The 13,822-nt window shown below is 46.2% G+C and carries 13 protein-coding genes and 2 pseudogenes; 6 read left to right on the top strand and 9 right to left on the bottom strand.

Going from position 1 to position 13,822, the window contains the following annotated elements; all coding sequences use genetic code 11:
* Positions 1–62: 62 nt before the first annotated feature.
* From GNG27_RS14960 to GNG27_RS14950, 3 genes are read right to left on the bottom strand one after another with little or no spacing between them, the layout of a single operon-like run.
* Positions 63–1,925 carry a hypothetical protein gene (locus GNG27_RS14960; RefSeq protein WP_156264156.1) on the bottom strand — a complete coding sequence of 621 codons (1,863 nt, stop codon included), beginning with the start codon at positions 1,923–1,925 and terminating at the stop codon, positions 63–65.
* A complete protein-coding gene (locus tag GNG27_RS14955) occupies positions 1,915–3,792 on the bottom strand; it encodes a hypothetical protein (protein ID WP_156264155.1) in 1,878 nt (625 codons plus the stop codon). The genes GNG27_RS14960 and GNG27_RS14955 overlap by 11 nt, the downstream gene beginning before the upstream one ends.
* A complete protein-coding gene (locus GNG27_RS14950) occupies positions 3,789–5,213 on the bottom strand; it encodes a site-specific integrase (RefSeq protein WP_156264154.1) in 1,425 nt (474 codons plus the stop codon). Before GNG27_RS14950 ends, GNG27_RS14955 begins: the two co-directional genes overlap by 4 nt.
* A gap of 72 nt (positions 5,214–5,285) precedes the next feature.
* On the opposite strand from GNG27_RS14950, the pseudogene GNG27_RS14945 reads away from it, so the two are divergent.
* Both GNG27_RS14945 and GNG27_RS14940 read left to right on the top strand, forming a co-directional pair.
* Positions 5,286–5,600 (top strand): annotated as a pseudogene (locus GNG27_RS14945) (DNA cytosine methyltransferase); the annotation flags it as partial.
* The gene (locus GNG27_RS14940) at positions 5,584–6,075 is read left to right on the top strand and encodes a very short patch repair endonuclease (protein ID WP_142486323.1); all 492 of its coding nucleotides are present in this window, start codon (positions 5,584–5,586) and stop codon (positions 6,073–6,075) included. The pseudogene GNG27_RS14945 and the gene GNG27_RS14940, both read left to right, overlap by 17 nt.
* On the opposite strand, the gene yedA is transcribed toward GNG27_RS14940, so the two are convergent.
* Positions 6,047–6,961 carry a drug/metabolite exporter YedA gene (gene yedA / locus GNG27_RS14935; RefSeq protein WP_156264153.1) on the bottom strand — a complete coding sequence of 305 codons (915 nt, stop codon included), beginning with the start codon at positions 6,959–6,961 and terminating at the stop codon, positions 6,047–6,049. The two genes, GNG27_RS14940 and yedA, sit on opposite strands and share 29 nt — an antisense overlap.
* A gap of 178 nt (positions 6,962–7,139) precedes the next feature.
* Between yedA and GNG27_RS14930 the strand changes: the two genes are divergently transcribed.
* The 3 genes and pseudogenes from GNG27_RS14930 (at position 7,140) to dgcQ (ending at position 10,102) form a co-directional block, all read left to right on the top strand.
* Positions 7,140–8,057, top strand: a complete 918-nt coding sequence (locus tag GNG27_RS14930) for a DUF808 family protein (RefSeq protein WP_156264152.1) — start codon at positions 7,140–7,142, stop codon at positions 8,055–8,057.
* A gap of 78 nt (positions 8,058–8,135) precedes the next feature.
* A complete protein-coding gene (locus tag GNG27_RS14925; RefSeq protein WP_156264151.1) occupies positions 8,136–8,318 on the top strand; it encodes a YodC family protein in 183 nt (60 codons plus the stop codon).
* A gap of 113 nt (positions 8,319–8,431) precedes the next feature.
* Positions 8,432–10,102: pseudogene (gene dgcQ, locus GNG27_RS14920) on the top strand (cellulose biosynthesis regulator diguanylate cyclase DgcQ).
* Here the strand turns inward: dgcQ and GNG27_RS14915 are convergent.
* The gene (locus GNG27_RS14915; protein WP_156264150.1) at positions 10,084–10,896 is read right to left on the bottom strand and encodes a mannosyl-3-phosphoglycerate phosphatase-related protein; all 813 of its coding nucleotides are present in this window, start codon (positions 10,894–10,896) and stop codon (positions 10,084–10,086) included. The pseudogene dgcQ and the gene GNG27_RS14915 overlap by 19 nt on opposite strands.
* Positions 10,897–11,193: 297 nt before the next feature.
* The gene (gene yodD / locus GNG27_RS14910; RefSeq protein ID WP_039032546.1) at positions 11,194–11,421 is read right to left on the bottom strand and encodes a YodD family peroxide/acid resistance protein; all 228 of its coding nucleotides are present in this window, start codon (positions 11,419–11,421) and stop codon (positions 11,194–11,196) included.
* A gap of 128 nt (positions 11,422–11,549) precedes the next feature.
* Between yodD and dsrB the strand changes: the two genes are divergently transcribed.
* A complete protein-coding gene (gene dsrB, locus GNG27_RS14905) occupies positions 11,550–11,738 on the top strand; it encodes a protein DsrB (RefSeq protein WP_185902371.1) in 189 nt (62 codons plus the stop codon).
* Positions 11,739–11,837: 99 nt separating this feature from the next.
* Here the strand turns inward: dsrB and rcsA are convergent, their stop codons facing one another.
* From rcsA to fliQ, 3 genes are all read right to left on the bottom strand, one after another.
* Positions 11,838–12,461: a transcriptional regulator RcsA gene (gene rcsA / locus GNG27_RS14900; protein WP_142486316.1), complete on the bottom strand. Its 624-nt coding sequence runs from the start codon at positions 12,459–12,461 to the stop codon at positions 11,838–11,840.
* Between the two features lie 293 nt (positions 12,462–12,754).
* A complete protein-coding gene (gene fliR, locus GNG27_RS14895; RefSeq protein WP_156264149.1) occupies positions 12,755–13,540 on the bottom strand; it encodes a flagellar biosynthetic protein FliR in 786 nt (261 codons plus the stop codon).
* Between the two features lie 2 nt (positions 13,541–13,542).
* Positions 13,543–13,812 (bottom strand): flagellar biosynthesis protein FliQ, encoded by a 270-nt coding sequence (fliQ, locus tag GNG27_RS14890; RefSeq protein ID WP_142486314.1) that lies wholly within the window; start codon positions 13,810–13,812, stop codon positions 13,543–13,545.
* Positions 13,813–13,822: the final 10 nt, after the last annotated feature.

Raw genomic sequence — 13,822 nt, 5'->3', positions numbered from 1 at the left:
TCAGATATTTTTCAAGCAATTGAAGATCTTGCTTCTCCGTTCTATATGCTAAAGAGTTAACTTCAATCTTTTCTAGTAATTTTAATAACTAACTCGAGTTTGTCTTTTTTGATAATGGCATTTTCACAAGATAAGCAACTAACTAAAGAACGAGTTGAACGTTGAGTACATGCTTCTAATGTTGTACAACCGCCAAGACATGTTTCTGTGTAAGCCAATTGTCCTAGTTTAAATAATCGAAAAGTTTCCTTTTTATCAATAAATATGTTGTTTTTAATATTGTTGTTAATTATATTTCCTTGTGTGCCAAATAACTTACTATCAGACAATAATATCAAATTCACGTAATCCAATGCCTGGGCATAACTTTGTGTTTCTTGGTATTCTACAGCAAAGTGGGACTTGTCATTTGAAATTAAATCCTGTGCAAATGCGCTTTCGCGAGAATAGTAAAGGGTCATTTGAGTTGATAAGTGCTGTAATTGTCTGCGCAAAGACGTTAATGATACTAATCCAGATCTTGAAGCATACAATGCAAGAGAACGTCTAAATTGATGTGTTTGCAGAGGCCAGTATTGACCAATCCCAAATTTAGATTCTGCTTCCCAAGCTCTAAACGGATCGATTCTCTTTAGTTCAGAGATATCCTCTTTCGTAATCATGACATTTAGCCATGAGATTTTCTTCATTTCATCATTCGGTGCTAACTCGGCACATAGTATTATAGAATTATCTACTTTAGGTGCTTTTCTCCCTAAACCTAAATAAGATGTACGCACAAAAAGAGGAGCGTTGTAAACTTCAGAAGAAAAATCTTCTATTTGATTAACTATAAAGAGACCTATTTTACGAGAAAGGCAAGATGCATTATAGCCAACTTCATTAGTTACCCATTTAGCCTCTCTTTCCGATAGTTTGGTCGTTTTACCATTTATAATATAATGATTCTGACCATTTTTATGATAAATTTGTGCGCAATCAATATTTAAATTGGTTGCTTCATCTATTCTCATGCCCGTGAAGATCTGGATCGCTAACCGGCACCTAAATAATATACTATTTAATAGATATAATATTCCTTTAATATTTTTATTGGCACCAAAGTAGTCAAATACAAAGTCTAAATTGTAATTTTTTATGATGTTGGAAATGTTATACTCTGGAGGAATGTTATTATATCTGGAGTTGTGTGGCAGTTTACATATTTCAACGTATTTAGATTTTATTTCTAGGATTAAATCTAAAAGAATATCAATGTTTTCAGTTAGAAATTTTATATCTGAAGTAATGCTAGTAATGTACGAAAGATAGATTCTAGGGGGGATTGGTGGGAATTGTTTTAGATTGTTTCTGTAATTTATTATAGTTGCATTCATTTCGGTCAGTTTTTTTATATCACAAAATTCAAATGGCTTATGCGCATTATCAACATCATTAAAAGCCAATAAAAATCTTCTTACATCATACATTGTCCCCGGCTTTAATGACATAAAACAGTTATTAAGATGCTTTTTAGATACTAATAATTCAGGGATGGTAATATTGAATTCAGTGCAGTATCTGGCTAAAGTATTCAATGTATAACCAAGTTTGGATATATTTTTAACCTGATATGTTTTTCCATTTCTATACCAGATGTAAGCAAAAACCAACTTTTTTAAACTGGAAATAATACTGTCTATAAAATATCCTGTCTCACCTTTATTCCAATGTTTGAATGAAAGTAGACAAGGGCGATTTTTTTTATCGTAACAACTAAAATCCCACTCATCGTCGGAGTATTTTGATATAACTTCCCCATAAATATTTCGACTAATAACATGAGATGGCAATGGGGAATTTTCATCTGACAGATAAATAGGATCAGTGGGAGACATTTTTTCTGTCAGGGAAATATTAGGCGAAAGAAAATGATTAGTATTCATCTGTTATCGCCCCAATGTTCACTAGCATTTCTAATTTCCCTTCCCAATATGAATCAAGATTGCCCTGTGTATACACTTCATATTTCATCTTATCTACTAAAGCGATGTTGATTTCAGCTATATAATTAACTATTTCATCAATTCGTATCAATACAGGATCATAAATTTTATGCCAGTCATCATAGGATCTAGATAACCCTTGAGTATTCTCAATGCAATATTTACAGCTAAGGATCTTTCGTAAATCATTTTCATCCGCATGTATTGAAAAATTAGCACAAAATAAACAGCCCTCTGGTTGCTTACAGTCTGATTTGAATGCAAGTTCGCCAGAAATATTTATTGGGTTATCAATCTCTTTACATCCGCCGACAGAAATTAGTGTTTTATGTGGAGTTTCTGTTACCGTAACTACATTGGATAATTTGGTTAGGAAGTCACTAAGGTCCTCTGTTTGTTTGGTTAATGTCCCCGAAGAGTAATGATTCAGTATTGTCGATTCAGAATTTTGTAAAAGTTTCGCCGCAACAGACGGGTCTGCATTGTTAATTAACCATTCAGCCTTCAAACATCTCCATTCTCGTGCAACAATTAAACCTTTCGTATAGCCTAGGTCAAGCATCAAAGACTTTATATTTTTTGATATATAAACTAAATCTATATGGGATTCATATTTTTCACTAAATGATGGTATTAAAAAGTCAGATCGATTCCCGAGTAAATAATAACTCCTTAACTTCAGGTATATCTTAAAAACAGGTAGAAATTTACTGGTTATTCTAAAGTGTACTTTTTTATTAAATGCTCTAAATTTTATCAAGCAAAAATCAATACTTTCTTTATGAATATCATACTCATCATTCCATTTTATATTTAATAATTGAGTGGGGTTCATTCCTGTATTTGCTATTAAGAGAAAAGTAAAAGATGCAATTGCGTCACGTAAAAAATCCCGTTTTTGCTGTGAATTGATATTTATATCGTAATCATTCGTCTTTTTAAGAAGCAGAATGGAACGACGAATGGTTCTACTTTGAGTCTCGCGGTCAGTGATTCCAATTTCCCTAAGCTCTTTAGGTGTAACTATTCGACCATGTTTGTAATTAAAGCCGGAATTTACTTTTTTCTTCTTTGTTGTCCCATTATCGTTCAAATTGGTCTGACACCAGCTTTTTATCGGGAAAATCCAAACAGTATTTTCATGGATGTTTAGAAATTCAGGTACTTTCCATGCATAGGGGTATGTTCTTTTATGAGTAATAAAATCATATGCACCATTAATAACTGAGTGTAAAATTTGAATGTTTTCACTAGCATGTAGGTCGTCCGGGGGGAGCGTTAACTCTCTATCTCTTCGGGATGCTTTCACATTTGGAAAGTATTGATGGAGTTCTTCAGCAACTATTCCCTTTAACATATGTATTAAAGTTTTTATTTTTTCTGTTATTGTGCTTGATTTGCTTTTGCCTAAAGCAACTTGTTCCCAACAATGATTGACATATGCACGAAGAGCATCAATGCAGTTCATGTCATTCTCTAGACAATTATGTATTCCTTTTGAATCACACCATCTGATGAATTGAAATAATCGTGATAGATTATACGATATTTTGGACTCGCGTATTCCTCCAAAAAGTAACTGATTGATTACTTCTCTGTAAATCTTTCTCACAAGAGTTTTTCTGCTGATGTTAATGTTATCTGCATATATATTGGAGCCACTTATTACTATTTTTTGATAAAAGAATGAATTAATATAATGATTCCTTCTGTTGAAATTAATAGCAATTACACTAAGGTCTATTAACTCTAAATTTTCATTAAATGGTTGTGATATTATAGTGGATGTTGAATTTAAATTATTCATAAACACTCCTGATTGACATGCCCTAATAGGGTATTAATATAATCCTCATAATTCTCTTGATGTGCAATCAATGTATCAAAATTACTTCTATAATTTAAATACCTATCAGTCATTTCAGTGGTGGCATGCCCCATTCTTGCTTTCACGTACTCTCTAGCTTTATGCAAACTTAGTTTTCCTTCTTCCACCAATCGCATCTGTGATTCTGACAAGTTCATACCAAACGTAGCGCGTAAATCATGAAACCTGAAAATATACCTATCATTAGATAGTTTAACCTTCATTGTAGGAATAACTCTCTTAGATATAAATTGTCTTACAGCCTCTCCATTGTGCATTGTTCTTTCATTAGACTGAGTATTTGAAGATTTTAACGATTCTTTGCTAATATAATATGGAGCTCCTCTATTACTTAAAAACAAGTAATCATTAAACACATCATTTTTTATTTTATTTACTCTATTAAGATAGCGCTCGCTCAAAATATAAATCCTGATTTTGTTATATAGTAATTTCGGGAAGATAAGTATCAAGTTCTTATCCTTCTTTGTATCGATATTGGTACCATGACCGGTTGCTAATGTGAAACTACTATCATTAATATCTATTGATTTAGAAAAATGTGACTTTCTTAAAGTCAACACAGTTTGTATCCTTGCACCTGTAAGCAATGCAATTAGATGGATTAATAACATTTCAGTGTTTCCAGTGTTATTTATTGTATCAATTAATGCTAATTGCTCTTGTTTAGGTAAAGGTCTTAGTCTGCCTTCATCGATTATCTCGTTAGAAAAAGGATCATCATTAGGGATGTTTTTTATTTTTAAATCAGTGGAGATTTTTTTTAGATGGAATACAGAACCCTTGGAATCATGGGCTTTTATATATAAGTCACTTTCATTCCAGAGCGGGTATGATGGTTTAAAGTGATTTTCCTCAGTTAAGTAGCGATAAAATTTAATCATTGAAGATACTCTTCTTTTTGCTGTGTGAGAACTAAGTTCATCATTTTGAACAAGAAGGAGTAAATAATTCCTGTATCGATATGTCGGCCGTAATAATTTCATTTTAGGAAAGCTAAACATATCTATATTATTATCATCAATATAATTTTTGAAGTGAGTTAAATCTGACATGATGCTGTGATAAGTTGATATTTTATAGTTAAAATCGCTATTTGCTTTTGAAATTATGTATAAAACACCCTCTCGCCATGGCGAACCATCTTTGTTTAAGATTATTGGGAAGTAGTTGTAGTTATAACTTTTGATTATCTTCCTATTTACTTTAATGGGCGGCACAGCCTTTTTTGAGTAGGAGTTCTTTGAATCAAGCTCAACGAGCTCCCCCTCGGGGTCGTTTACATGTGTGACCCTTGTCATGGTAACTTGTCTTAAGGTTTTCTTCCGGTTTAGACTCATTGCAACTCCTACTGATTGATTGTCATTTTTTTAAATCTACAAAGTATGGTGCTTATGCTTGAATCTACAAGTAACAAAGATGGCGCGGAGATCCTTATCGACCGGGGCTGGGACAAAGCCCTTGGCGAGCGGGATTTCGACGATCCTGAAAACCAGCGTCATCGCCCGCGCCGTCTGACGCCGCGCGAATGTGCTCGTCTGATGGGCTTTGAAACCCCGCAGGGCTACCAATTCCGCATCCCGGTGTCTGACACCCAGGCCTACCGTCAGTTTGGCAATTCGGTAGTGGTACCGGCGTTTGCCGCCGTCGCCCGACTGCTGGAGTCGCGTATTCTGCAGGCGGTAGCGCAACGTAAGGCTGAGACTGTTAATGGCGGACGTACATAATAAGGCCACCCGCAGCAAAAACATGCGCGCCATCGGCACGCGGGATACGGCCATTGAAAAACGGCTGGCTGGCCTGCTGGCGCAGGTCGGCTTTGAGTTCCGTGTGCAGGATGCCAGCCTTGCCGGGCGACCTGATTTTGTGATTGATAGCCACCAGTGCGTGATCTTCACGCATGGCTGTTTCTGGCATCGCCACGACTGCTATCTGTTTAAGGTCCCGGCGACCCGCACCGACTTCTGGCTGGAGAAGATTGGTAAAAACGTTATTCGCGACAACCGCGATATCGCGCTGTTACAGCAGCAGGGCTGGCGGGTGCTGGTGGTGTGGGAATGCGCGCTGCGCGGCAGGCTGAAGCTGGATGACAGGGCGCTTACTGAGCGTCTGGAAGAGTGGATCTGCGGCGGCGGCGAGACCGCGCAGATCGACACCCTTGGCATTCGCCCGCTTAAGGTTTCTCCGCCTGACACGGCGTAACCACCGGTTTGGCCGGGAACAGATACTTGCCTAAGGTCACCAGCACCACCGCCATAATAATGATCCCCAGCGCCATCCACTCTACCGTGGAGAGCGATTCCCCGCCGAGGCCCGTACCCAGCAGCACGGCGACCACCGGGTTCACGTAGGCATAGCTGGTGGCAACCGCCGGAGAGACATTGCGGATCAGGAACATATAGGCATTAATCGCGATCACCGAGCCGAATATCGCCAGATAGCCCACCGCCAGGAAGCCTGACAGGTCGGGAAGGGCAGTCAGCTTCTCGCCGGAAAGCATCGACGCTACCAGCAGCACAATCCCCGCGGTGACCATCTCAATGGCCCCGGCCATCATCCCGGTGGGTAATTCAATGCGCGAGCCGTACACCGAACCAAACGCCCAGCTCATCGACCCGATCAGGATGAGCAGCGCACCCCACGGGTTACCGCTCAGGTTTCCGCCGCTGTTGAGCAGAATAATGCCTGCCATCCCGATGGCGATCCCCAGCCACTCCAGCTTGCGCGTTTTGATGCCAAACAGGCGGCTGAAGCAGAGGGTGAACAGCGGAACGGTCGCCACCACCACCGCCGCGATCCCGGAGGGCACGTTTTGATGTTCCGCGACGGTAACAAAGCCGTTCCCGACAGCCAGCAGCAGGACGCCGATCAGAGCGGCGTTGAGAAGCGGGCGCAGCGGCGGCAGCTTATGGCCGCGCAGGAATAAAAACGCCAGCAGCAGCACGCCCGCAGAAAGAAAACGCACTCCGGCCATCATCAGGGGCGGCCAGCTCTCCACGCCGATACGGATCACGAAATAGGTGGAACCCCAGATGATATAGAGCGCAAACAGCGCGCCCGCTAATGGTAAAACGTGCCTGAAACGCATACTCCCTCACAATGAAATAATTCGGTCGCATAGAGTTAACGTGAAAACTATCGCGCTGGCGAGCGCTTTAATTGTGTTACATAAGTGAATTATTTGTTGACTTAAACGGGATAGTTTCGGGGTTCCGGGTTTTACTCCATACTGTTCAGGTTATTAACAAAAAAGAAGGAACGTTATTTTGGCGGGAAGTAGCTTATTAACACTGCTGGATGATATTGCCACGCTGCTGGACGATATTTCGCTGATGGGAAAACTGGCGGCCAAGAAAACCGCGGGCGTGCTGGGGGACGATCTCTCTCTCAATGCCCAACAGGTCTCGGGCGTGCGCGCCAATCGCGAGCTGCCCGTAGTCTGGGCCGTGGCGAAGGGGTCACTGCTCAATAAAGTGATCCTCGTGCCGCTGGCGTTGCTGATCAGCGCCTTTATTTCGTGGGCCATTACGCCGCTGCTGATGGTTGGCGGGGCATTTCTCTGCTTTGAAGGGGCAGAGAAAATATTGCACTCGCTCGAATCGCGTAAAAATAAAGGGAAGGAGAGCCCGGAAGCGCGGCAACAGCGTCTGGAAGCGCTGGCCGCACAGGATCCTGTCACCTTTGAGCGGGATAAAATCAAGGGCGCGATCCGTACCGACTTTATCCTGTCGGCGGAAATTGTGGCTATTACCCTGGGGATTGTGGCGGATGCGCCGCTGCTGAACCAGGTGCTGGTGCTGTCCGGGATCGCCTTTGTGGTCACCCTGGGCGTCTACGGCCTGGTGGGCATCATCGTCAAACTGGATGACGTCGGTTACTGGCTGAGTGATAAAACCAGCGCGCTGGCGAAGATGACGGGTAAAGCCCTGCTGGTGGTAGCCCCCTGGCTGATGAAGTCCCTGTCGGTAATCGGCACCCTGGCCATGTTCCTCGTCGGCGGCGGGATTGTGGTGCATGGCATTGCGCCTCTGCATCATGCCATCGAACATTTCTCTGAGGCTCAAGGTGCTGTTATTGCGACTGTTTTACCCACCTTACTGAATCTGGTGCTCGGGTTGATTATTGGCCTCGTGGTGGTCGCGGTGGTGAAACTCGTGGAAAAAATGCGAGGTCGCTCACATTAATAACTTCTGGCTATACCAGGCATAACTGTTATTCCTCGACTAAATTGATACAGTTTCACACTGATAAAGGAGGCGGTTATGGTCTTTCTGGTCAGCGATGAAGTTAAGCCAAAAAACGGCGGTCCACGTATGGTCGTCACCGGCTATGCAAGCGGAATGGTGGAGTGTCGCTGGTACGACGGTTACGGCATCAAGCAGGAAGCGTTTCGTGAAGAAGAGCTTCAGCATGGTGACGGCACCCGGCGACAGGACAAGGCTTAAGTCACGCTACGCCCGGCAATGCCGGGCGTTTTTGTGCGCTATAATCGCTTACAGGCAGTAACATTGCCGTCCCCGCCCATGCGGATGGCGCAGGTGGCTTTCAGGGAGTGTGTGTGCAGCCCGACGATATTGTAAGAAAAGAGGTTTTTTCGGCACGTCATCGTTTTCATCCGGGCCGGGTTGTAAATATTTGCTTTATTGCTGTCCTCATCGTCTCCACGTTACTGACCTGGCGCGAGGCTGTGGTGCTGGAAGACGCCTACGCCGCGACTCAGCACACCCATCTTGAGAACGTGGTCAACTCGCTGGATCGCCAGCTGCAGTTCAGCGTCGAAAAGCTGCTCTTCTTTCGTAACGGCATGCAGGATGCCCTTGAGACTCCGCTGGCCGCGCCTGTGCTGCATGACACGGTCTCCCGTTTCAATGACCTGCGAAACAAACCTTTCTGGCAGTTGGCCTTCGACGAGCGGCGTACTTTACCGCTGAACGGCATTTCCGATGCTTTTGTACAGCAGACCACCAGCCTGATACGCGACGACGAACGGCTCGAAAAGGAGATGAGCGCTGCCTTTGAAATGGGCTATTTGCTGCGGATTAATGCCCCGGCGGCGCACGCGAAGCGCATCGTTTATGTCTCGCGTGCGGGGTTTTATGTCTCGACCGATCCAATCGATACCGTACGCGACATTCCCACCCGCTATTATCAGCTGGTGACCAGCCCGTGGTTTACCCAACAATCAGAGCGCGACAATCGGTCCCGCAGCGTGCGTTGGCTTACGCTGATAAATGAAAAAATCGTTAACGTCAGCGTGCCGGTCGACTATCAACGTTACTGGTACGGCGTGCTGGCGATTGATTTTACCTTCCAGGGGCTTAAGAAACTGCTCCAGGATACGGTAGGGGATAACGGCGAAGGGGAGTTCCAGCTCTACGACAACAGTTTTACTCTGCTCGCCACCTCGGAGAGCGTCGCCAGTCATGTGAACCATTTTGACGAGCGTGAGCGGGCGCAAATTGCCAGCACGCTTGAGAACGATACCGTAGGGGAGATCCGGCTGGGGAGCCGTTACGTTAACTGGCAGCATCTGGACCACTTCGACGGTGTTCTGCTGCGCATCCACACCTTACGGGAAGGGGCGCACGGCGATTTTGGCAGCATTACGATTGCCCTGACGCTGCTGTGGCTGCTGTTCACCGCGATGCTGATTGGCTCATGATTTGTGATCCGCCGGATGGTCAGCAACATGTACCGGCTGCAACACTCGCTCCAGTGGCAGGCATGGCACGACCCTCTGACGCGGATCAATAACCGCGGCGCGCTGTTTGAGCGGGCGAAAGCGCTGGCGAAAAGATGCGAACAGCAGCATCAGCCCTACTCGGTAATGCAGTTGGATCTTGACCATTTTAAAAGCGTTAACGACAGGTATGGTCATCAGGCGGGCGACAAGGTGCTCACCCATGCGGCCAGGTTAATCACCAGTACGATACGGGAGGCGGACGTCGCCGGGCGCGTGGGGGGCGAAGAGTTTTGCGTCGTCCTGCCGGGGGCCGGGCCTGAAGAGGCGATGCGGATTGCAGAGCGGATCCGCGCGCGCATCAACGACCGCGAAATCCTGGTGAAAAAGAGCCAGACGGCGCGCATCAGCGTGTCGATCGGCGTCAGCAGCGCCCGTGAAAGCGATAATTATGACTTCGAACAGTTGCAGTCCATCGCTGACGCTCGTCTCTACCAGGCGAAACAGCGAGGAAGCAACCAGGTTGTTGGTCAGGACGAGAAGAAGTGATCCAGCCCTTCACGCCAGCCCGCGGGGCCGGGCTGTTGGGTATGGTAAACCCGCTCAGGATCGTCGTTTTTCAGCTGTACGCCCTGGCGGTTAATCCCTTTGACCACCACCGCCAGGTCCACGCTGTCCAGCAGAGGGGCATCGTTTGGCCCGTCACCCAAGCCTAAGGTTGTAGGAAGCATGCCGTCGCGCTGCAGGTACTGCTCGTTGAGCCAGCTGATGGCCTGATCTTTACCGCCCCGGGCGTCGAGGATGTGCCAGAAGCGCGCGCCCTGAACCAACTTAAGCCCGAGTTCTACCAGCGCCGCCTCAAAGGCCGCCATTTTTTCGTCGCTGTCGCGCCAGATCAGCGTTACCGAGGCTTCGTGCAGCCGCGCCAGCATCGCGCGTTCGCGGCTGAGCCCGGTCCACTCGCTAATCACCCGATCGTCGACATCATCGAAGGTAGTGAACCTGTAGCCCGCATCGTCGCGCAGCTGATTGATTACCTGGACGATGTCGGTATGGGGAACGCCGTTGATCAGCCGGGGGGCGTCGGGATGGTCGTTCCAGCGTACATCCAGCTGGATCACCGCGCCGTTTTCGGCAATAAAGGGCAGGCCATCCAGCCCGAGATCGCTCTGGATCTCCAGCATTTCAGCCGCCGTTTTGCTGCTGCAGAGAACGATCGGGATTTGATGGTCCTGCAACCTCTCCAGCCAGCCGGCCGCAGGCTGCCAGTCGTAGGTATGAATATCCAGTAGCGTGCCATCCAGATCGCTATAGATGAGCAGCGGGTCCTCAAGTGAAGGCATAGCATCTCCCGTAACAGATGAAAGTTGCAGATAAGATTTATCTTAAAAAAACAGAGCGGAAAAGTTTCTCTTATGGAACCGATCCCGTTCAGGCCGCGTCCCAGGCTTGTTGGCAACCATAACTAAAACTTTAATTTCGTGTAGTAACTATAAATGTGAAAAATATATCCTTGTCTTACAAAAATTTTGCAGATAATGTCATCACGACATCAGATTTCCTGGTGTAACGAATTTACAAGTGCTTCTTGCATAAGCAAGTTTGATCCCGGTCACCCCATGACCGGGATTTTTTTCGCCTCAGCGATTAACTTCCGTCACGCTAAAATCATGGATATCGAGCTCGAACGCCTCAGCCAGCTCGCGCCAGGTGTGATAATCCCGGTCATTCACTCTCACGCGGGTAGGGTCATCCTCGATCCGTTTTACCTCACTCTCGCTGATTTCATTGATCGCGGCGAGCAGGGCATCGACGTCAACGTTCACTTCGCGTTTTGCCGTTTCGCTGTACTCTTTTGCGGTCTTCATCACTTACTCCTCATTTCACGGGGTGAAGTTATTAGTATAGACCGCCGATAAAAGCGCCAATCACGCGGCAACACGCTGCCAGTTTTCACGTTTTGTTCTACACTGGCTCAAAACCAGAGGAGGATTCTATGAAGGTTAACGATCGGGTGACAGTCAAAACGGACGGCGGGCCGCGCCGCCCGGGTGTTGTCCTGGCAGTTGAGCAGTTTAATGAAGGCACGATGTATCTGGTCTCACTGGAAGATTATCCGCTCGGGATCTGGTTCTTTAACGAGCTTGGCCACCCTGACGGCATTTTCGTCGAAAGCCAGGAGTAAGGCCCGTGTCGGGTAGCGCGGGCTGGCCCGACCCGTTTACAGCAGGGAAAAATCTCTGGCATAGCCAGAGATCGGGGAATAATTGAAAAGGGGAGGGGGTTAACGCAGGTTAACGTAGATTCCGTTGGTCACATTGTCTGTCAGACGGACGACATGATAGATCACTTGCTTATTATGCGTTTTTATCTTCCTTTTAATATTTCCTTTATGTGACGAAACGGTCTTGGCTTTGATATTCATCTGATCGGATATCTGAATGGTTCCCTGTCCTGCCATCCACATTCGCAGCATACTGGATTCAGTCCGGCTTAATGATAAAGTCGGAAAATTAAATTCCGCTACATTCTTTATCTCTTTGCTTAAATAATCCCCCACCAGGTCATCCAGTGACTCGGGCTTAATGGATTTCGAACTAATCAGAAGATTCTGACGTACCCGTAAATATTCGTCGAAATGAAGATTGGCAATTGCCATAAATACAATAAACAGCGTGCCGGGATGTTGATTAATGATGTGCTTTATTTGCTGACTGTTGGCAGGATCGTGAATGAAACAGTCCTCATTAATAAACACCACACCTGGCGCCAGCGCCTCACACGCGGCGGCAAGTTCGTCAACGTTATGTACGTCGTTGATGTCTTTTTTCTTTACCCCTCTGCTGGCCAGATACCCGGTTAACCCTAGCCGGGTGTAACTGCATAAATCCATAATGATCGTTGACATGGCATACCCTCACTCAATGCATAACGATAATTTACCATCGGCCTGAGAGCTCTATAACAGCCATACGGGATGGAATAAATAATTACCTGTGAGCATTACAAGGACTTTCAGGCGAACTCACTATCCCGTAAAGTTACGTATAATTTGCCAGGAAACATCTTAAAGTAAAGTAAATGTTTAATATTGTGAGGTGGGTAAAAACATTCAGGCCGCACCAGATATATCCTGGCAGATGTTTCTCAATTCTTATTTTAGGAATATCCTCAAAGAGACAATATAAAACACAGGGGTTATTACTTTGTCGACAGTTCGCTCAGGATATTGCTCAGCAGATTAAATACCTCACTGAATAAGCGTTCGCAGAAAGGTGCAATAAGGGGCATTAGCAGGGAAATAAGCAAAAGACCGACGGTCAGGGTGATCGGGAAACCAATAACAAACACCGAGAGCTGGGGAGCCATACGGTTCAGTAAACCCAGCGCGAGGTTGACGGTCAGTAGCAGGGTGATAACAGGTAGCGCCAGCATCAGGCCATTAAGGAAGATCATTCCGGCCGCGCGGGTCAGGGCCATAAAGGCGTTGCTGTTCACCGGCTCGCCGCCAATCGGCAGGCTATGGAATGTGTCCACCAGTATTGAAATCAGCCACAGATGACCATCAAAGGCCAGAAATAGCAGCATTGCCAGCAGGTCGATAATACGGGCGATGATCGGCATGTTAAGCCTGCTGCCCGGGTCGAAGAAGGTGGCGAATGACAGGCCCATCTGCAAACCGATCAGCTCTCCGGCAGTACGCACGGCGGCAAAGGCAAACTGCATGGTAAAGCCGATGGCCACGCCAATCAGGATCTGCTGCAGCCCAACCCACAACGCCGGGGCCGAAAAAATCGGCACGTTCACCGGCGGCAGGCTCGGGGCAACGATGATGGTAATAAGAATGCCAAGGCCGATTTTTACCCGCTTGGGGATCGCCCGTTCACTGAAGATCGGCGCGGTGGAGATCAGGGCCATAATGCGCAGCAGGGGCCAGAAGTAGAGGCCGAGCCACTCAAGCCATTGATCGCTGGTGATTTGCAGCATAGCTAGCCGATGATGTACGGCAGGTTGGTAAACAGATTACGCATGTAATCCAGCATCAGGTTCAGCATCCACGGCCCGGCAACAATGATCGCCACGAACACGGCGATGATTTTCGGGATAAATGACAGGGTCATTTCGTTAATCTGCGTGGCGGCCTGCAGGATACTGATAATCAGACCGGTGACCAGGGCCACCAGCAGCAGGGGAGCGGCAACGGAGATCGCGACCTTCATCGCTTCCGTGCCCATCATCATGACCGATTCTGGCGTCATTGCGCGCTCC

The organism is Leclercia sp. 119287 (assembly GCF_009734485.1).
Taxonomy (GTDB): Bacteria; Pseudomonadota; Gammaproteobacteria; order Enterobacterales; family Enterobacteriaceae; genus Enterobacter; species Enterobacter adecarboxylatus_C.
This window is presented reverse-complemented; position numbering and strand designations above follow the sequence as displayed.

Bases quoted from the DNA above. Each gene is read 5' to 3' on its own strand.
- GNG27_RS14960 (WP_156264156.1), bottom strand. From the start codon at position 1,925: ATGAATACTAATCATTTTCTTTCGCCTAATATTTCCCTGACAGAAAAA.
- GNG27_RS14955 (WP_156264155.1), bottom strand. From the start codon at position 3,792: ATGAATAATTTAAATTCAACATCCACTATAATATCACAACCATTTAAT.
- GNG27_RS14950 (WP_156264154.1), bottom strand. From the start codon at position 5,213: ATGAGTCTAAACCGGAAGAAAACCTTAAGACAAGTTACCATGACAAGG.
- GNG27_RS14940 (WP_142486323.1), top strand. From the start codon at position 5,584: ATGGCGGACGTACATAATAAGGCCACCCGCAGCAAAAACATGCGCGCC.
- yedA (WP_156264153.1), bottom strand. From the start codon at position 6,961: ATGCGTTTCAGGCACGTTTTACCATTAGCGGGCGCGCTGTTTGCGCTC.
- GNG27_RS14925 (WP_156264151.1), top strand. From the start codon at position 8,136: ATGGTCTTTCTGGTCAGCGATGAAGTTAAGCCAAAAAACGGCGGTCCA.
- GNG27_RS14915 (WP_156264150.1), bottom strand. From the start codon at position 10,896: ATGCCTTCACTTGAGGACCCGCTGCTCATCTATAGCGATCTGGATGGC.
- yodD (WP_039032546.1), bottom strand. From the start codon at position 11,421: ATGAAGACCGCAAAAGAGTACAGCGAAACGGCAAAACGCGAAGTGAAC.
- dsrB (WP_185902371.1), top strand. From the start codon at position 11,550: ATGAAGGTTAACGATCGGGTGACAGTCAAAACGGACGGCGGGCCGCGC.
- rcsA (WP_142486316.1), bottom strand. From the start codon at position 12,461: ATGTCAACGATCATTATGGATTTATGCAGTTACACCCGGCTAGGGTTA.
- fliR (WP_156264149.1), bottom strand. From the start codon at position 13,540: ATGCTGCAAATCACCAGCGATCAATGGCTTGAGTGGCTCGGCCTCTAC.
- fliQ (WP_142486314.1), bottom strand. From the start codon at position 13,812: ATGACGCCAGAATCGGTCATGATGATGGGCACGGAAGCGATGAAGGTC.